This is a genomic window from Shewanella sp. 10N.286.48.B5, assembly GCF_002874355.2.
GTDB lineage: Bacteria > Pseudomonadota > Gammaproteobacteria > Enterobacterales > Shewanellaceae > Shewanella.
Map to the genome: position 1 here is coordinate 704,435 of NZ_MCVG02000001.1, position 19,822 is coordinate 724,256.

Sequence of the window (19,822 nt, forward strand, 5' to 3'; positions counted from 1 at the left end):
ATCTATACCTATCAAGCGATTAGAATGAGTTAAAGCATTTTTGATTTGCAGTAATGCTGCACAAACTCATAATGATCAGGCAAATTAGCCACTTTGTGTTTCACTTTTGCTTTGATATTGCCTAAGAAGCTTTCAAGTTCTGCATCTTCCATCATATCCACAATCGGGTGATATTGTTTCGGCGCTAGACCTTGGCCCATCATTACTTGTATCCAAGAGCTTTCACCAAATAACTCATTACCGTGTTTGTAGACTTTACCTGAAGCATCAAACATATCGATACGATGTTGCAATGAGGCAGGTACGTCCATGCTCTTACAATGACGCCAAAAACGTGTATCGACTCTGTCAGTGACTTTATAATGCAAGATAATGAAGTCACGAATATTCTCGGTTTCTGTGCGAGTCTGTTGGTTAAACTCATTGATATCTTCTTCAACAATGCCTTGTGAGGGGAACATTTGCAGTAAACGTACAATACCGCGCTGAATTAAATGAATGCTGGTGGACTCTAGAGGCTCTAAAAAGCCAGAAGAAAGACCAATAGCGACACAGTTTTTATCCCAGGTTTTACGGCGACTACCGGTGCGGAACTTTATCACTCGTGGTTCAGTTAATGGTTCACCTTCAATGTTTTCCATTAAGGTGGCTTTAGCTTCATCATCACTGATGTATTTACTGCAAAACACAATACCGTTGCCAGTGCGGCTTTGTAGCGGGATGCGCCACTGCCAGCCGGATTCTCGGGCAATTGAACGAGTATAGGGAATGGGCTTGCTGGTGGTTTTTGTTTGCACCGCAATGGCGCTATCACAAGGTAACCAATGGCTCCAGTCATCAAAACCTGCATTAAGGGTTTGCTCGATTAATAAGGCCTTAAAGCCGGTACAATCAATAAATAAGTCACCTTCAATCACTTCACCTGACATCAGTGTTAACGCGCTGATATGGCCATTATCATGGTGCTGCTGTACCGCTGATATTTTGCCTTCAATACGCTTAATACCGTGCTGCTCTGCAATAACCCGCAAGAACTTGGCGTATAAGCTGGCATCCATATGATAGGCATGGTTGTAATCTTGATTAGGTAACACGGCAAATCGACCTTCGCGGGCGGCCAAATGTTCGGTGCAATAATCACCAATTTCACTGACTAGCCCACGTTGCTGACCCTTAAGCCAAAAATGTTGAAAGCCACAAGCCCAGCAATCTTTGCCTAAAAAACCAAATGAGTGAATATAATCTTTGCCGACGTCATGCCAGTTTTCAAAAGAAATGCCCAGTTTAAAGGTAGCATTGGTGGCCGCCATGACATCTTGTTCTTTAATGCCTAATAAGCGATGAAAAATATGCAGTGTTGGGATGGTTGCTTCACCGACACCCACAGTACCGATTTCATCAGACTCAACTAATACTACTTCAAGGTTTTTACCTAATAACTTAGTTAATGCCGCAGCTGTCATCCAACCTGCGGTGCCGCCACCGGCGATGACGACCTTTTTAATGGGTTTATTTGGTATGTTCATTGGCATTCCTTAAACTGTATTTGCTTGTAATATAATGATATTAAAGACGTATTTGCTAAAATAAGTTGCTTGGCAAAAGCGGTTAGCGTTTTAATTTATTGATTAAATCAGCTCTTAATTTACGTGCATTGAGCTCATCTAGCGGTTTGGTTTGCATCCCTTGAGCCTCTTTAGGGATGTGCGCTACATCGTCGTCATCATGGTCAAAAACATAATGCTCAAACATGGCTTTCCATGCTTGGCGCTGCGCTTTTGGTAATGAGCGTAAACTCAGCATCGCCAAGGCTAGGGCATTATTGGGTCTACCTAAATAACCTGGACTGTCACGCCACCAGTGGGTAATAAGCACATTAAAGGCTTCATTACCTGCCACATGGTGCCACCACATACTTGGGACATAGAGTACGTCACCAGCTTCTAATTCAGCTGTTTGGGAGGCCGCTAATGCGTGGGTAAATTTAGGGAAACGCTCAAAGTCAGGATTATCGAAGTCCACCATGCTAATTTCTTGTCCGCCGGGGGCAAACTCCATCGGGCCAATATATAAATTGGCCACTTGTTCTGGCGGGAAAAGAGTAAAGGTGCGTTTTCCGACAACATTACAAGCGAGGTTTTGTGGAAAATCAAAGTGGGCAGCGATGCGAGATTGATTACCGAGCCAGACACTGGTGAGTGGTTTTATGGGGTCGATATTAACGCTATTTTCAGCCGCAAGTCCGGGCAAAAAATGGTTTATCTCGGTGGAGCCCATATAAATACTTGGCGGCAATTGATCATCTTGGTGGGCAAATAACTTATCAATCACTTGTCTTAAGTTGAGTTGGCTGGCTTGGTAATTAAAGCCATTAACCTGCTCATTATAAAAAACTCTGCCTTTATGTTCAGGCACAACATAATAGGCAGTAACCGGCGTTTCTTGATAAAAAGACAACAGGTAGTCAGCGGCTGATTTAGCAGAATCTAAACCTGCCTGAACCAGCGGCCAATGGCGGCAAGCACCTTTAAAGATAACGGGCTGAACGGTGTTTTCAATATTCATTGCCTCAATCACAGCTTGAATATCTTCTAATGGACAATCATCTATGACTTTTACCGTCTGCTTTGCTGTCTGATTTAGTGCCATGCTCATTACCTTACATCCTATCAAGAACTTAATTTTTGTTGTAAATCCAATTTAATGAGATTTAGCTGTTTTGGGCATTTTTGAAATTAAGTAATTGTCTGATATTAGATTGTGATGCCAGCGCCATATAGATGGCATTGAGATAGCCATGTTGATGCAACTCGCCAAGCACTTCTGCTGATAACCCCGCTAAGGTGTCTTCATTAATGGTATAAAAACCAATCATTTGATGTTTTTCACCATTATCTAATTGCACATCTAGGGTGAAAGACTCCAGTAATTCTAATTTGATTAAGGTATCGATGAACTGTTTACTGTCACTTAAACCATGGTGAATCGCCTCAAGCATATCGCCTACTTCATCTAAATAGGGGGTATTACCACCATAAGGGAAAAATAAGGCTTCGCCTTCAGTTTCATTGATCCGAGGGTGGTTAGGGTCGAGGTGGATCACTCGTTGCACCTGCTCAACGCCATCTTCAGTCACTTTTTGTTGACCAATTAGAAATGGCTGACGACGCACGGTTAGTGGGATATATGATGCATTCCATTTACCATCTTGTAAGAACAGGTTTTCTTTGTGTTGGAAGCCAAATAACGCCACCGAATAGAATTGACCCGTTTGGCTGTCTTTTTGAAAAAAGATCGGATAATTAGCCTGCACACTGCGAAATTCTAACGGGAAAGTCACCGTGTACCATAAATTATCACCGTACTTTGCTGAGCGCTCAGTGATGATTTTCAAATCTTTGTGGTCGACGCTATTGAGTAATACTGGTTTGTTCATGCTGACATCCTAATCAAGTACAGTCATTGCTGTTTATGTTGTCGTTATAATTTATCAATGGGTTGGGTGCTAAATACGAGATAACCCATATTGTTGGATTTTATTAAGTAATTCTCGATTACTCGGTAATACTTGCTTTAAACCTTGGGTACGTTTGATATTGTCGGCAAATAATTGCTGAGCTCTATTTTGTAAAGAAGGTTTTAATTGGTTTGGCATTTGTGTTTCAAAGCCCATTCCGTAAAGCACAAATTGAAAGCTCGCAGCCGGAAACAGCACATCAGTATGTTGAATGTCATGACGGCTTGGAGGCTGGGTCTGCCATAGTTGTAACTGCTCTTGCAAGCTATCAGGAATGGTGGATGATTCACGATGATCATGCCAATAGTCACTGTCACTGCGTTTACTCAGCACATAATGCAATTTCAAAAACTCGATAATTTGTTGCCAATGTTGCTGAAAACGCTTATTCACTCTAGCCGATACAATATCCATCACATGACGGTTAGCAGGGAGTTGCTGCGCAAGGGTATTAGCGCTCCATTCAACTAAGGCTAATGCCGATGCCTCTAAGGGCTCAATAAAGCCTGAAGCCATACCAATAGCCATACAGTTGTTTTTCCAGCACACCTGCCTATGACCTGGGGCGATGGAAAGCGCTCTAATGTTTAGATTATCAACATCTAACCCCGCGGTCGGTTTTAGATAATCGATCAGTTGTTGCTCCGCCTCAGCTTGCGTTGTATGACTCGACGAGTACACATGTCCAACACCGCGGCGTGTGGGTAAGCCGATATCCCAAATCCAGCCATTAGTTTGCGCGGTTGAATGGGTACATGAAGCGATATCTGTTTCAGGCTCAGGGTAGGGGACTTGTACCGCTAGGGCTGAGTCATTAAATAACACTGCCTTTTGGCAAATGAATGGCACTTCAAGTTGCTCGCCCAAAAGTAATGATTTCACCCCAGTGCAATCAACAAATAAGTCAGCTGCAATTTCACCTGAGTGTTTAGTGGCTAAATAGCCAATGTCGCCGTTGTCTTTTTTATGAATAGCCGTGACGTGATCGCGTAAATGGCTGACGCCGAGTTTTTCAGTGCAATGCTTTTGTAGCAGTTGACTAAATTTACCGGCGTTTAAATGGTAACCGTAATTATTTTGAAATTGATACTCAGCAGTGGTGATTTGCTTAGGCGCTAAAAATAGCTGACTCAGTTGGTTTTGCTGACCGATAGCATCAGCAAAGCTGACTTGGTCACGGTGGGGTAACCAATAGGGGCATAAATCAATTTCGTTAGTGCCCATCGGCAGGCTAAACGGGTGTAGGTAATGATCGCTGCTTTTATTGCTTGGACTATTGCTTGGACTATTGCTTGGGTTATTGCTGTGGTTTTCAGTCAGCGAATGGGTCCAATTAATAAACCGTGAACCTTGCTTGAAGCTGGCATCGCAACTGATTAAAAATTCTGTTTCACTGATACCGATTTTTTTTAAGGTGGTGCGCATTGAAGGCCAAGTGCCTTCGCCAACGCCAATCGTGGCAACATCAGGGGATTCTACAAGGGTAATGTTGAGCTTGGGAGAGGGCGATAGTTTGCCATTATCAGCATTATGTTCAGCAGCCAGAATACCTGCTGTAATCCAACCTGCAGTGCCGCCACCGACAATGACTATATGATTTATCGCTTGTTCCATAAAAGGGCCTATTGTTTTTATTAATATCTTTAAGGCTTAGTTGTTAACTTAAACAGCATCGAATAATTTTCAGTCACTTACAAGGGATAGTTAGTGAAATCTGTATTCAGTAGTTTGATAAAAAAGTGCAACGTCCTTGTTGCTAATGGATGTAGCTTAAAAAAAGAGGTGACCATGGGGTCACCTCAAACGACCTTACTTTTTGATAGATTTACATACACATTAGAATGTGTAACGCGCACCTAAGCTATAACGTGCCCCAGTTTGGGTGTAGTTAAGTACTTCTGTGTACGAACGACCATGGGTACGGGTGTTTTCGTTGGTAATATTAAGACCTTCGAAGAACACGGTTAAGCCTTCTACTGCCGCAATGTCATAACCGATATTAAAATCAAGTTGTGAGTATTCTTCAGTATAAGTGGGGTTAGCACCAGTATCATTGCCGATAGAGTTTAAGAACTCATCACGCCAGTTCCACGCTAAACGCGCTGAGAAACCATAGTCTTCATACATAGCAACAATGTTGGCAGTATCACTGATATTAGTTAATACCTTTTGTGGCGCATCAGCTGCACGAGAGACACTGTCAGGGCGACCTAAGTTAGTATTATCATAATCATCACCGGCATTAACTAAGGTGTAGTTAGCTTGTAAACCAAAGCCTGACTCACCAAAGAAGTGCTGTACTGCAAATTCCCAACCATCAATCACAGAGCTTTCATTGGTGTTTGTTGGCGCGGTGATAATGAAGTTTATACTTGGGTCACCAGGATTACCGGTAATTTCAATATTGCCATTATCAGGATTTATCGTAACGTTTGGATCTGTTGCACCGTAAGTGTCATAAATCCACTGACGTTGTTCATTCGCTGTTGTTGCCCCTGCAGCAATGGCTTCTTGAACGTATACCCCATTTGATGGATCTGGAATCTCATAAATGTCAGAGTTATAAGCGTTATTATCAATAAAGTTAGTCACATCTTTTCTGAAATAACCTACTGAAACATAACTGGCATTGTCATAGTACCACTCAGCTGAAAAGTCAATATTTTCAGACTCTAGCGGCAACAAGCTTGGATTACCTGCTGAGCCACTACCACCGCCACGGTTTGCAAGTGTGCCAACTGTGGTACCACCTTGTATCGAGATATAATCAGGGCGACCAATTGTTTCACTGTACGCAGCACGTAACATGACATCTTCTACCACTTCAATATTGAAGTTAAAGCTGGGTAAGAAGTAATCATATTCACCCGTTTGGTTTTGAGTCACTCGATTGTCATTCCCAGAACCACTGCTTCCAAGGGCAATCTCAGTTTCCGCAATCCAAGTTGCTTCATCATATGATGAAACAGCAGAGTTTGATTCAACATCTGTTTGCTCATAACGGACACCAAAGTGAACGTCAAACGGCATGTCACCTATGTCGCCTTCGTAGTTATATTGGATATAAGCTGATTGAGACTCTTCTTGTGTAAAGCGGCTAGTATCGCTGGCGTAATCTGTTGATGGGCAGAAACCATTACCACAATCACCAATTGCAGTTGAACCATATAATTCAGCAGCGCGGGCACGAACTGCTTCAAAGTCCCATAAGAAAATCACATCTTGTGGGTCAATAGATGCTGAACCTTGATAATCTGAGAAGTCACCTTGTGAACCATCAAATTTATCTTGCACGCTGCCTGCTGGGAACCAAGCTGGGTCAAAGTCCCCTTCAGCGCCAACGCCGCCCCAGTCATTACGTTGTACGTTTACGGATTGCGAAAGGTTGTTTACGTCAGTTGCTGCAATACCAAAGTCAATGCTACCGGCTTCTTCAAAGATGTAAGTACCATTAATTTGTAATTGGTCAATTTCTGATTTATTACGAGCATTACCAAATACCGAACCGGTTACGCGCATATCTTCTGGGCGAACTTGATTACCGCCGCCGACAGCAAGTACAGGTACATCACCAGTAAAGTCAGTTGCCGCACTAGTACGAATAAACGCTGCAGTACTTAAGTTACTACTACTACCGTTTTTATTGTTCGGTGAGCGTTCTGCCACAGAGCTATGGTAATCCAATGATAAGAATAAGTTATCAGTTGCATCCCACTCTAAGTTAAAGCCAATTGAACCACTTTCATCACGAGTACCATAATCGCCTGCCGCCATAGATAAATCGGCGCCGCCATCAGGATAGATTTCAGAGTAAACTAATGGCGAAGATACTGGCCCATCAGACCAAGTACTTTCTTGCGTTGGAACAAAGTTAAACCATGCCGATACATCATGTGATTGAGTATCGATGTCGTTTTGCATGTAAGTGTAATCTAACGTAGCACGAAGAGAATCGATTGGTTCGTACTGCAATACTAACTGACCGTTGGTACGGGCACGTTGTTGCTCTTCAAAACGGTAGACTGTGGTTTGCGGTACCGAGTAAACATCGCCTTCACCTGGACGGTTAATTTGATTGTCATCTTTTGGTACGCCGCCCCACTCAGCATTGCTGCCACCCCAATCTTGGTCAACAATACCAGGGAAACTGCGCCAGCCGGTACCCACTTGGGCTTGCTGATTACCGCTTTCACGTTCTTGATAACTGGCTGAAATTGAGATACCGAATTTACCATCGGCGAAAGTATTTGAGTAAATACCTGAAAGTTCTGGCGTGATAGAACCTTCATCAGTAGAAGTATCATCAACAGCTTTCACGCCGAAACTGGCTTTTAAACCAGGAGAGCTTAACGGGCGATGAGTTAGAACATTGATTGTTGCGCCCATACCACCAGTTGAGTTTTTAGCTTGGCTAGTTTTTTCAACTTCAACAGCGCTAATGGCTTCTGAGGCAATGTTGGCAAAATCAAATGAACGAGAACCGGTTGTCACAGGCATTTGACGGCCATTGAGCATCACTAAGTTTTGGTCTGGACCAAAACCACGCACAGAAACGCGGCTACCTTCACCGTTTTGTCTGTCAATTGATACACCAGTAATACGTTGTAAAGACTCTGCTAAGTTACTGTCCGGGAACTTACCAATATCTTCTGCGTTAATTGCATCAACAACACCGTTAGAGCTGCGTTTTAAATCCATTGATTTAATTAAGCTTCCGCGAATACCCGTGACTTGAAGTACTTCGATGTTTTCATCGGCAACAACTTCATCTGCTGCAAATGCTGGCATCATGGTACTTGCGCTCAGTACTACCGACAAGCTAGTGGCAATTCTGGTTTTTCTAAATGTTCTAGGTTTCATCTAAGTCTCCCCTCGACTTCGAATTCAGGCTACTACTCTCTGATTTTTTATTCGGGTTACGATTAATTCGTAACGTTCTTTATTCATCATTTTGTTAGCGCTTGGTTAAGGCTTTGTGTAAAACACTATGTAAGCGCTTACATAAAACTAGATTAATTTGTTAACAGCGTCAACATTATTTAGCATAAAGATTACATCTCATTAACCGTGTTTTTTGTGAAAATGTTAGGGGTTTCCAGTAAGTTATTGTTATTAATCTGGTAAATTGTGTTTCTATTGCTTTTTTAAAATAGTTAGATAAAAATATTTTTTGTGATAGCGCTTACATAAATTTGTAAAAATATGTGCTTGGGGAGCTGTTTATTGCCATAAATGGAAGCTGATTCTTAAAAACGTACAATTGCAGCTTTAGCGAACAGTGTTTAGCTTGGCTTTAGGGGGGGGGTTATCAGTTAATTAGGCTGTTAGAGAGTAAAAAGAGTAATCTAGATTGATAATTAAAAAGCTCAAAAAATGCCGCAATTGCAGCGATAAAAACGGTATTTGGCAGGCAGCATTAGCGATAGGGCTGACGATTAATGAGCTTACTATTGAGGATTGCTGACTTATAGGTTTAAAAGATTAGCGTGTGCGGGTACTAGGAGGGTTATAACCCAGTTGTATCAGTGGCTATATCACCACTGATAACAATTAATATGCTGTGCTTTAGTTATCATCTATTTGATTGGCGCTGTCGCAGAGTTTCTAACCACCAGCTGAGGAGTAAAGGTATTTTCTACATTGGCGCTGGTATTATTATAAACATGTTTTAATACCCAAAATGCCGCCATTTTACCCATTTCGTGGATTGGGTTATTAACCGTGGTGAGCTTCGGGGAGATATATTGCGGGAAAGGAATATTATCGTAACCCACAAAAGATAAGTCTTGGGGGATCTTCATGCCGCGTTCAAGACAAACAGCAATAGCACCAGAGGCCATTTGGTCATTGGCACATACCACAGCAGTAAAGGGTTTATTGACGCTAAGTAAGTGTTCCATCGCCAAACTGCCACTGTGCTCTTTAAAGTCACCCTCAAAGCACAATTGCTCATCAAACTTGAGATCAAATTCTGTTAATGCCCGTTGATGGCCACGCAAGCGGTCCTTGGCATCGAGTTTAAATTTAGGGCCTGAGATATAAGCAATAGCTTTATGTCCATGGCTGAGAATGTGTTTAGTGGCTAAATAGCCACCCAGTTCATTATCTAAGTAAACGCAGGCATCACTGATTTCTTCAATGTAGCGGTTAATTAATACAATGGGCGTTGGGCCTTGGCAAAGCTTTATAAGGTAGTCATCGTCTACAGCTTCAACATCAAGAATTAACGCATCACAACCGCGACTCATTAAAAACTCAACGCCTTCTTTTTCTTGGGATTCGACACTATGACCAGCGGCAATAATAACGTGTTTATTGGCCGTTCTGAGGGCTGTTTCAATTTCGGTCATCATAGGGCCGTAATAGGGGCCATCTAATTGAGACACTAACACCCCAATACTGTTTGAGCGGTTAGATGCTAATGACTGCGCGATAGAGTTAGGTCGATAACCCAATTGCTCCATTGCGCTTAATACTTTTTGTTTGGTCTTGTCGCTGACTTTGGTGTTGTTATTCATCACTCGCGACACAGTCGCAAGTGAAACACCCGCCAAGACAGATACATCATATATTGTTGCCATATATCCCTATTTAAGCTTTCCGTATTAGATAATCATTTAAGCGGCGATTAGCCTACCATGAACTATTTAGCATAATCACTAAAAAAACCTTCACTTAGTGCTTAATTCTTTATTTTATGTGGCAATAAAGCCTTAAACCTTCAGCAATACGGATTTTATATTGATATTTGTATTCATCATTATCGAGAAGCAGTTAACGATATTCAATATCTCGAAGTAGCTAATTAGTTAACTACTTCTTATTTAGCTATTTAGTGATGGCTAAATGCACTCTTTCAACTTCCTGATTATCAAGAGTGTACCAGCGCATAACCACAGCCACGATAATTGAGCCAATAGCAGGGTATAAGGTAAATGAAATTAAAATGCCCTGTTTAGTGGTTTCAGTTAACTCAGTATCAGCTTGATAGCCATACATTGCCAGTAACCAACCCGCAGCAGCACCGCCAATTGCCACCCCTAATTTGATGAAGAAAATAACCGATGAATAAATCATCCCGGTAATTCTTACCCCAGTTTTGAATTGGCCATAATCAACCGCATCAGCCATTTTGGCCCATAGTAGCGGGGTACCCATATTAAAGGTAAAGCCCCATAGAATATAAAGCGCAAAGGCGAGTTCCACTTGCTCACTTGAGACAAAATACGCGGCGACGCATAAAATGGCGGCAATGAGTTGAATGGTGATATAGGCTTTTACTTTACACACTCTTTTAGCGAGTGGTTGCGCCAATATACAGCCGAAAATATTTCCAATCATGCCTAAAGTAATAAACCAGGTGATCATGTCTGGTAAGTTGAGGTAATACTTGACGTAATAAATCGCTAAACTGGTTTTTAAAACCATGCCAGATAATAAGCAAATTGCTGCCACAGAAAGCACGCGCCATTGGTCATTTTTTAATAGGTTTTTGAAATCTGCTTTAAACGTCGAATTTTGATCTTGCGGAGGATGTAAGCGCTCTTTGGTGCCGACAAAACACAGTAAGAACATGATCACGCCAAGAAAACTCATGGCGGCAATGGTCAGCTGATAACCTTTGGCTTGATCGCCTTGGCCGAAAAACTCAACTAATGGTAGCGTCAATCCTGACACCATTAATCCGCCTAGCATGGCAAAAACAAAACGATAAGATTGTACTGACACACGCTCTTTAGGATCGGCAGTTAACACTCCGCCCAAAGCGCAATAGGGAATGTTAATGGCGGTGTAGACCATCATTAACGCAGTGTAAGTGACGAAGGCATAGATCATTTTGCCTTCTTCAGCTAAATCAGGTGTCGTAAAAGCCAGCACACTGATTAATCCAAAGGGTAGCGCAAACCACAGTAAGTAAGGCCTAAACTTACCCCAGCGGGTATTGGTTCTGTCGGTTAAGGCGCCCATCAAAGGATCGGTAATCGCATCAATTACCCTAACTGCTAGGAACATGGTGCCGACAAAGGCCGGTGAAATGCCAAAAATATCAGTATAGAAAAAAGTTAAAAATAGCATTACGGTCTGAAACACAATATTGCTGGCGGTATCACCTAATCCATAGGCTATTTTTTCTTTAACGCTAATCATGCGAACCTCTTTCGGGTCATTATTATGGTTGTGCTGTTTTTAGTTATCGGCTTTAAATATTGTTCTAGTTAACTTAGATGTGGTGCAAAGTTAACCCACAGTCTTTATTGACGTTGACTGATAAAGTCGCGATAAGCTAAGCCACTTCTTTTAATGGTGCGCTGCTGAGTTTGATAATCTACATACACGATTCCAAAACGTTTTAAATAGCCTTCAGCCCATTCAAAGTTATCCATTAAACTCCAAGCGAAATAACCGACGACATTAACGCCTTGGTTAATGGCATCATTTACAGCGTTTAAGTGAGCTTGGTAATACTCAAGACGATCTAAATCATCAACTTGGTTATTAACAATTTTATCGTCCATGGCGGCACCATTTTCAGTGATATAAACAGGCGGTAATGTATATGTACTATTTAAACTAGTCAGTAAGTCAGTAAATGCACTTGGGTAGATTTCCCAACCTATATCGGTTTTAGGGGCATCTTTCATATCAACTTGAACAAATTCATTTTTATCACAAGTGCTATAAACTGCGCGGGTATAAAAGTTAATCCCTAAGAAGTCCAGTGGCTGCTTAATAATCTCCATGTCACCTGCTTGAATGTCAGGTTTATCTGCATCATCAAAATCATGAATAATTGCAGGGTATTCACCGTCCATTATTGGCTTCATATACCACTGGTTAAAATAATCATCGGCGGTTTGAGCGGCTTTTATATCGGCATCAGTGTCAGTTAATGGATAGCAAGGGGTGAAATTAAGCACGATACCGTTTAATGCATTAGGACAATTTTGTTGAATGACCTTTAAAGCCAAGCCATGGGCCAGTAATAAGTGATGGGCTGATTGACGGCCAAATGCTTTGCTGGCAAGCCCTGGGGCATGAACACCCACTTCATAACCTAAGTATGAACTGCAAAAAGGTTCATTTAAGGTGGCGTAAGAATAGACTTTGTCACCTAAAGCTTGGGTGATTTTATCTGCGTAGTCTGCAAATAAGTATGCGGTTTGACGATTGAGCCAGCCACCTTGATCTTCAATATGCTGCGGTAAGTCCCAATGATACAAGGTGGCGTAAACCTTTATACCGCGGCTATTTAACTCATCAATTAAGTTGATATAAAAGTCGACACCTTGTTGATTGAGGCTACCATCTTGCTTAATGACTCGTGGCCAAGAAATTGATAATCGGTAGGCATCAACGCCTAAAGATTCGATTAATTGCACATCATCTTTGAATAATGCCACATGCTCACAAGCGTGTTTCCCGTCTGAACCATCACGAATTTTACCGGCAGTTGCACAGAAGGTATCCCATATGCAAGGGAGGCGGGTATCGGCGGCGCCTTCAATTTGAAAAGAAGCAGTTGCCACCCCAAAAGTGAACTCTTTTGTGTGCATTTTTGAATTTGATGGTAAAGATATTTTCATATTTTTCATTCGCTTAATAAGTTTTTCGCGTGTTTAGGTCAGAGTGACTTAAAAGTGCGAGTCTCAGTGTGCTTAGCAGTTTAAAATCCGATTTTTACTGCGAAAAATCGTTGACATTCGTTATCGGTATGTTAAAAATGAAAGCGCTTACATCGAGGTTAGTGATTAATTAACAAAAGGTCAATAATTGATTTACACAATCTTTGGTGTGCCTATCAATGAAAATGTTAATTTAATTGATAGTCATTTACCCAAAATAAATAACAATAAATGAGGAAATGTTATGGCTAGTGCACCTTCAAATGGGGTTGCTGAACCAATCAATAGTGATATTGGCAATGTTCATCAAACAGGAAGTTTTCGTTTTGCGCTGGTGGCATTAACGTCATTATTTTTTATGTGGGGCTTTTTAACTTGCCTCAATGATATTCTTATTCCTTACCTGAAAGATATGTTCGAACTTAACTACACCCAAGCAATGTTGGTGCAGTTTTGTTTCTTCGGCGCCTATTTTATTGTCTCAATTCCCGCAGGGCATTTGGTGGGAAAAATTGGTTATCAAAAAGGGATTGTTACCGGCTTAGCTATTGCTTGTGTTGGTTGTTTAATGTTCTACCCTTCAGCAAGTTATGCATCTTACTGGATGTTTTTAAGCGCATTTTTTGTGTTAGCGTCAGGCATTACCATTTTACAGGTTGCAGCCAATCCTTATGTCAGTGCTTTAGGTCCTGCTGAAACCGCATCATCACGTTTAACCATGACTCAAGCTTTTAATTCTCTTGGTACCACAGTGGCGCCATTTTTTGGCAGTTGGTTAATTTTAAGTAGCTTAACTCACAATAGCGATCCTGCCATTGAAGCAGTACATCATGCCAGCACCGTTCAGGTGCCTTACTTGATGTTAGCGGGCGCCTTATGTGTGTTAGCGGTTGTCTTTATGATTTTAAAATTACCAGTGTTAGGGATTAAACCAACAAATACCCCAGGGACAAGTAGCGGCAGTGCTTGGAAGTATCCTCATTTAGTCTTAGGGGCTGTGGGTATTTTTGTTTATGTCGGCGCAGAAGTGGGTATTGGCAGCTTTTTAATTAATTTTTTAACTCAGCCAGATATTGGCGGCTTTACTGAAGCTGAAGCGGCTAACTACATTGCCTATTATTTTGGCGGCGCAATGGTGGGGCGCTTTATTGGCGCACTGGTAATGCAAAAAATCTCAGCCGGCAAAGTGCTGGCCTTTAATGCCACTTGTGCCGTGATATTAGTCGCTGTTGCCATGTTTGCAGAAGGCACCACGGCGATGTGGGCCTTATTATTAGTGGGCTTATGTAACTCGATTATGTTCCCAACCATCTTTAGTTTAGCGCTACAAGATTTAAAGCAATATACCAGCCAAGGTTCAGGGGTGTTGTGCCTGGCTATTGTCGGCGGCGCGATAGTGCCATTACTGCAGGGCATTATGGCTGACAGCTTAGGCATTCAATTAGCATTTGCATTGCCGTTAATTTGTTATGCATTTATTGCTTATTACGGCTTAGTGGGTAGCAAGGCTACACGACCACAAAGCGTTTGATTTTAGAACTGTATGATTTGTATCAAAAAACTTACATAAACAAATTACATAAAAAACGATTTTAAAAGGCGTGATTATGAGAACAGTAAACTCAATGAATACATTTAAGCGATTAACGCTGCCCGCGCAGGTTTTGACGGTGTTGGTTGGCTTAAGTGCGTGTGGTCAAGATGAAGTCAAACCCGTAACGACAGAGTCTAGTAGCGAAGTTACTAGCGCAGCGGAAACTGTGGCACAAGCTTCTATCATAAAAGCAACAGCGGCAACCAATATTGATATTTGGCCAACACTTGCTATTCCATTTGCTAAAGATGTTGTCCTTGAAACGCGTATCGATAAGCTGATGGCGACCATGACCTTAGAGCAAAAAGTCGCGCAAATGATCCAGCCTGAAATTCGCGACATTACTGTGGAAGATATGCGTAAATACGGTTTCGGCTCTTATTTAAATGGCGGCGGTGCTTATCCAAATGATGATAAACATGCCACGCCATCAGACTGGATTGAACTTGCTGAAAAAATGTATCAAGCCTCGATGGATGACAGTGTAGATGGTATTGCGATACCTACTATGTGGGGCACAGATGCAGTCCATGGCCATAACAATGTGATTGGCGCGACTTTATTCCCGCACAATATCGGTTTAGGCGCAGCCAATAATCCTCAGTTAATTAAGCAAATTGCTGCTATTACCGCTAAAGAAGTCATGGTAACGGGCATTGATTGGGTATTTGCGCCGACAGTCGCGGTTGTCAGGGATGACCGCTGGGGCCGAACTTATGAAGGTTATTCTGAAGACCCACAAATCGTGAAGTCATACTCTCATTCAATTGTTGAAGGCCTGCAGGGCGCCGTTGGCGAAGACTTTTTATCAGACCAGCATGTTATTTCAACCGTAAAGCATTTCCTTGGCGATGGCGGCACTGAAAAAGGTATCGATCAAGGCGATAACCTAGCGACTGAGCAGGAATTATTTGATATTCATGCCCAAGGTTATGTGGGCGGCTTAACTGCAGGTGCACAAACGGTTATGGCATCTTTTAATAGCTGGCATGGCAGTAAAATTCATGGCGATAAATATCTATTAAACGATGTATTAAAAGACAAAATGGGCTTTGATGGTTTTGTGGTTGGTGACTGGAATGGTCACGGACAAGTGGCAGGTTGCACCAATGAGTCTTGCGCACAGGCCGTCAATGCTGGTTTAGATGTGTACATGGTGCCAACCAGTGCTTGGAAGCCTTTGTATGAAAATACCATTGCCCAAGTCAAAAACGGTGTGATTGCGCAATCTCGTATCGATGATGCGGTGCGCCGTATTTTACGGGTAAAAATCCGCGCTGGGTTATTTGAAAAACCAAGCCCTGCTAATCGTGCCATTTCAGGTAAAACTGAGTTAATTGGTGCCAAAGAGCATCGCGACGTTGCCAGACAAGCTGTACGAGAATCGTTAGTGTTGCTGAAAAACAATAATAACATTTTACCTATTTCGCCTAGTGCCAAAATCTTAGTGGCAGGTGATGCTGCAGATAACATCGGTAAGCAATCGGGTGGCTGGAGTATTACTTGGCAGGGTACTGATAACTTAAATGAAGACTTTCCTGGTGCAACTTCAATTTATGCTGGTATTGAGCAAACGGTTAAAGCTGCAGGTGGTCAAACTTGGTTAAGCGTTGATGGTGCATTTGAGGCTGCGAATAAGCCCGATGTAGCGATTGTGGTATTTGGTGAAGAGCCTTATGCCGAAGGCAATGGTGATATTGATAACCTTGAATATCAGCGTGGTGATAAACGTGATTTAGCTTTACTAAAGTCGCTTAAAGCCCAAGGTATTCCTGTGGTAGCAGTGTTTATCAGTGGCCGTCCTATGTGGGTCAATGCTGAGTTAAATGCATCTGATGCATTTGTGGCTGCTTGGCTTCCTGGTACTGAAGGTGACGGGGTGGCTCAAGTGTTATTGAGCCAAGCTAATGGCGAGGTTAATGAAAACTTTGCAGGTAAATTGTCTTTCTCTTGGCCGACTCGCCCGCAACAAACCAAAGTGAATGTGTTTGATAAAGACTACGCGCCTTTATTTGGCTATGGCTATGGCTTGCATTATGGCGCTGACATCAACACTGAGGTTCCGAGTAATGTGGTCGCTAACACCTTATCTGAAGATAACTTTGCTACCGATGATAAGCTTGAAGCATTACCATTATTTGAACGTGCTGTAAAAGCACCTTGGCGCTTGATGATAGGCACAGAAACGTCAATGGATACAGTCAGTAGTAGTATTCAGTCTAATGATGTGGTTACGCTGCGCACCTTTGATAAGCAAGTTCAAGAAGATGCCCGCTTAATTAGCTTTAACGGCTCAGGATTAGGCTTTGTGGGGTTAATTAGTAACTTCCCGCGGGACTTACGAGCTTACTCGAATAGCAATGCCGCCCTGAGCGTAATGATTAAAACTGCTAAAAAACTTGAGCAGCCATTATTACTGGGTATGGCATGCGATAGAGATTGCCGCGCTGATGTTGATATTACCGAGCAGCTTAATAGCGTCGCCATTGATACATGGCAAACCATCAGTGTTGATTTGCAATGTTTTAAAGAGCAGCAACTGGACTTTGGCAAAATCAATACGCCGTTTTACCTTTCAACGGTAGGCGCAGCAGAAGTGAGTTTTAGTGATTTAGTTATAGTGCCAAATGGCGCTGAACAAGCCACTATTTCATGTGCCACTAACGAGCAGTAATCGTTAGCGGCACTAGGCATTCTGGTTTAAGTATTTATCAAACCTGAATGAGTTGCCCGCTAAGATCCTCTTAGCGGGCATGTTAATCCACCAATGACGTTGAGCTTACAATTGAGTTTGTAGGGCATTTTGCTGGAATTTTTTAGATATTTTGCGATTGGGGAATCAAGAATGTTCAATAGAAAATTACCGTTAAATTTGGCTCTAAGCCAGGCTTTTTCATCCGCTAAAGTCATTAGCGCGGTGAGTTTAACTGCGCTGCTGCTAATAGGATGTGGCTCAGATAATGAGACTGAAACTGAGCCTGAAGTTGAATCAGAGCAAGCGCCAGTAGACTCTGGCTCAGACTCTGATTCAGACACGGGTTCAGGGCAAGAAAACGCAAGCTGGTCATTGGTGTGGAGTGACGAATTTGACGGCGCTGAGATTGATGCCACTAAATGGAATTTAGCCCATAACTGTTATGGCGGCGGCAACGAAGAATTACAATGTTATACCCAGCGCGCTGATAACAGCCAAGTGGTTGATGGTAAGTTAGTGATTACCGCTCTGCGGGAAGATTTTAATGGCCCTGCAGTAGCATTGGGCGATCCTAATTACGATGCCAATGACACTTCAAAACAGCAGCCTTACACTTCGGCGCGTTTAGATTCGACCCATAAAGGCGATTGGAAATATGGCCGCTTTGAAATTAAAGCCAAAATGCCACAAGGTCAGGGCACTTGGCCGGCCATTTGGATGTTGCCCACTGACTGGGTTTATGGTCCTTGGGCAGGCTCTGGCGAAATCGATATTATGGAAGCGGTTAATCTGAAAGTGATCACCAATGGCGATGAGTCCCAGACACCTGAAAGCCGGGTTCATGGCACTTTGCATTATGGTAAAGCTTGGCCTGGCAATGTCTATTCTGGCGCAGAGTACAGTTTGCCACACGGCGCAAATCCTGCCGATGATTTTCATGTTTATGCCCTTGAATGGGAGCAAGATGAAATTCGCTGGTATGTAGATGATGTGCATTTTGCCACTCAGCGCTCAACGGGTTGGTACAGTCAATACACTGATGCTGAGGGGATTTTACAACAAGCCCCTGAAGATGCACCTTACAATCAAGCGTTTCACATGATCCTCAATTTTGCCGTTGGCGGTACTTGGGCGGGTAATGTCAACAACACTGGGGTGGATGAGTCGGTATTTCCACAAACCATGGAGGTGGATTATGTGCGCGTGTATGAATGCAGTGTCGCGCCAACAACAGGCAGTGGTTGTGCCACTATTGATGAGGCCGCAGCAGTGGTAGAAGGCCATCAGCCGCCAGCGATCACGACCCCCAGCACTGACATTGGCGCAGGACCAGAATTTATCATGTTTGACGATGCACTAGCCCAAGGGTTAGCGCTTGATGGCTATAACCCCGATGGCAGTATTACCTTGCAGACGCTGACAGTAGAAGGTCGCGGTGAGGTGCTGCAAATGGATAAAGTGGGCGCGACGGGTAATGCTTATTTCTCTTACCCTCCCACAGCCGATTTGTCTCACTGGGCCAATAATGGCTATTTAGTCTTTGATATTAACCTGTTATCTATCGACGATAATGTCGAGCTGCTGGTTAAAATTGACAGTGGTTGGCCTAATGTCAGTGATATTAACGTCACTCTGCCCGAGCTTAATACTTGGACTGAAGTAAAAATATCTATCGCAGAATTAGTCGCCAATGGCAATCGGTTTTCGCCAGGTAGCGTGGCTGACTTAGCTGCGGTAGTGAATCCGTTTGTGATTGAAGCATTAGGTAACATCAGCCTGCAAATTGATAATGTGCGCTATGAATACCAACTTACTGAAGTTGATGAACTGGTTGTTTATGATGATGAAGTAAAACCGCCATATAGCATAGGACATTACGCCGCTAATGGTTTAGTCGATATCGCTCAAGTTGATGCTGGTGGTGATTATGGCGCTGTAACTCAATTTAGTTTTAATACCGATGAAGCCGTGGTTTATTACCAAAGCACCGGATTAGGTCAAGATGTTAGCCAATTTAGTTTTGTTGAGTTTGATGTCAATGTGCTGACAGATCCTCGAAGCCAGCGCGACTTTAATATCAAGGTCGATTGTGGCCATCCCTGTAGCTCTGGTGACTTTGCCATTACTACGCCCGATATTGCCACTTGGACCCATTATAAGTTAGCGCTTGCAGACCTTGTTAGCCATGCTGGCTCAAGTTTAGATTTAACCCAAGTTGATACCCCATTAGTGATTTTTCCGGCTTGGGGCAATCAAAATGGGGTGGTTATGCAAGTAGATAATGTGCAGCTAACTAAATAACATTGTTTTAAATCAGTTTGAATACGAATGCAGCTAAGCCATTGTGCCTTTTATGCAAGGGGCACTTGGCTTACTATCTGTAAACGATGTTG

Annotated in this window: 11 protein-coding genes; 3 read left to right on the forward strand and 8 right to left on the reverse strand. The window is 42.6% G+C overall.

The window, feature by feature from the left end:
• Positions 1–29: 29 nt before the first annotated feature.
• The 8 genes from BCU57_RS03065 to BCU57_RS03100 all read right to left on the reverse strand — a co-directional run bounded on the left by BCU57_RS03065 (position 30) and on the right by BCU57_RS03100 (position 13,101).
• Complete coding sequence (locus BCU57_RS03065) at positions 30–1,526, reverse strand: tryptophan halogenase family protein (protein ID WP_102439778.1); 1,497 nt, start codon at positions 1,524–1,526, stop codon at positions 30–32.
• An 82-nt stretch (positions 1,527–1,608) separates the two neighbouring features.
• The gene (locus BCU57_RS03070) at positions 1,609–2,565 is read right to left on the reverse strand and encodes a cupin-like domain-containing protein (RefSeq protein WP_413211445.1); all 957 of its coding nucleotides are present in this window, start codon (positions 2,563–2,565) and stop codon (positions 1,609–1,611) included.
• A 145-nt stretch (positions 2,566–2,710) separates the two neighbouring features.
• The gene (locus BCU57_RS03075) at positions 2,711–3,436 is read right to left on the reverse strand and encodes a SapC family protein (protein WP_102439780.1); all 726 of its coding nucleotides are present in this window, start codon (positions 3,434–3,436) and stop codon (positions 2,711–2,713) included.
• A 69-nt stretch (positions 3,437–3,505) separates the two neighbouring features.
• The gene (locus BCU57_RS03080) at positions 3,506–5,131 is read right to left on the reverse strand and encodes a tryptophan halogenase family protein (protein ID WP_102439781.1); all 1,626 of its coding nucleotides are present in this window, start codon (positions 5,129–5,131) and stop codon (positions 3,506–3,508) included.
• 222 nt (positions 5,132–5,353) lie between these two features.
• A complete protein-coding gene (locus tag BCU57_RS03085) occupies positions 5,354–8,377 on the reverse strand; it encodes a TonB-dependent receptor (protein WP_102439782.1) in 3,024 nt (1,007 codons plus the stop codon).
• A gap of 716 nt (positions 8,378–9,093) precedes the next feature.
• Positions 9,094–10,098 carry a LacI family DNA-binding transcriptional regulator gene (locus tag BCU57_RS03090; protein WP_102439783.1) on the reverse strand — a complete coding sequence of 335 codons (1,005 nt, stop codon included), beginning with the start codon at positions 10,096–10,098 and terminating at the stop codon, positions 9,094–9,096.
• A gap of 247 nt (positions 10,099–10,345) precedes the next feature.
• Entirely contained in the window at positions 10,346–11,665 is a 1,320-nt protein-coding gene (locus BCU57_RS03095; protein WP_102439784.1) for a glycoside-pentoside-hexuronide (GPH):cation symporter, read from the reverse strand.
• A gap of 104 nt (positions 11,666–11,769) precedes the next feature.
• Entirely contained in the window at positions 11,770–13,101 is a 1,332-nt protein-coding gene (locus BCU57_RS03100) for a GH1 family beta-glucosidase (RefSeq protein ID WP_102439785.1), read from the reverse strand.
• Positions 13,102–13,384: 283 nt separating this feature from the next.
• Here BCU57_RS03100 and BCU57_RS03105 point away from each other — a divergent pair, with 283 nt between their 5' ends.
• The 3 genes from BCU57_RS03105 (at position 13,385) to BCU57_RS03115 (ending at position 19,730) form a co-directional block, all read left to right on the forward strand.
• Entirely contained in the window at positions 13,385–14,671 is a 1,287-nt protein-coding gene (locus BCU57_RS03105) for a sugar MFS transporter (RefSeq protein WP_102439786.1), read from the forward strand.
• A gap of 76 nt (positions 14,672–14,747) precedes the next feature.
• Positions 14,748–17,408 (forward strand): glycoside hydrolase family 3 protein, encoded by a 2,661-nt coding sequence (locus BCU57_RS03110; RefSeq protein WP_102439787.1) that lies wholly within the window; start codon positions 14,748–14,750, stop codon positions 17,406–17,408.
• A 171-nt stretch (positions 17,409–17,579) separates the two neighbouring features.
• The gene (locus tag BCU57_RS03115; RefSeq protein WP_102439788.1) at positions 17,580–19,730 is read left to right on the forward strand and encodes a glycoside hydrolase family 16 protein; all 2,151 of its coding nucleotides are present in this window, start codon (positions 17,580–17,582) and stop codon (positions 19,728–19,730) included.
• The last annotated feature ends 92 nt before the right edge of the window (positions 19,731–19,822 follow it).

Bases quoted from the DNA above. Each gene is read 5' to 3' on its own strand.
- BCU57_RS03065 (WP_102439778.1), bottom strand. From the start codon at position 1,526: ATGAACATACCAAATAAACCCATTAAAAAGGTCGTCATCGCCGGTGGC.
- BCU57_RS03070 (WP_413211445.1), bottom strand. From the start codon at position 2,565: ATGAATATTGAAAACACCGTTCAGCCCGTTATCTTTAAAGGTGCTTGC.
- BCU57_RS03075 (WP_102439780.1), bottom strand. From the start codon at position 3,436: ATGAACAAACCAGTATTACTCAATAGCGTCGACCACAAAGATTTGAAA.
- BCU57_RS03080 (WP_102439781.1), bottom strand. From the start codon at position 5,131: ATGGAACAAGCGATAAATCATATAGTCATTGTCGGTGGCGGCACTGCA.
- BCU57_RS03085 (WP_102439782.1), bottom strand. From the start codon at position 8,377: ATGAAACCTAGAACATTTAGAAAAACCAGAATTGCCACTAGCTTGTCG.
- BCU57_RS03090 (WP_102439783.1), bottom strand. From the start codon at position 10,098: ATGGCAACAATATATGATGTATCTGTCTTGGCGGGTGTTTCACTTGCG.
- BCU57_RS03095 (WP_102439784.1), bottom strand. From the start codon at position 11,665: ATGATTAGCGTTAAAGAAAAAATAGCCTATGGATTAGGTGATACCGCC.
- BCU57_RS03100 (WP_102439785.1), bottom strand. From the start codon at position 13,101: ATGAAAATATCTTTACCATCAAATTCAAAAATGCACACAAAAGAGTTC.
- BCU57_RS03105 (WP_102439786.1), top strand. From the start codon at position 13,385: ATGGCTAGTGCACCTTCAAATGGGGTTGCTGAACCAATCAATAGTGAT.
- BCU57_RS03110 (WP_102439787.1), top strand. From the start codon at position 14,748: ATGAGAACAGTAAACTCAATGAATACATTTAAGCGATTAACGCTGCCC.
- BCU57_RS03115 (WP_102439788.1), top strand. From the start codon at position 17,580: ATGTTCAATAGAAAATTACCGTTAAATTTGGCTCTAAGCCAGGCTTTT.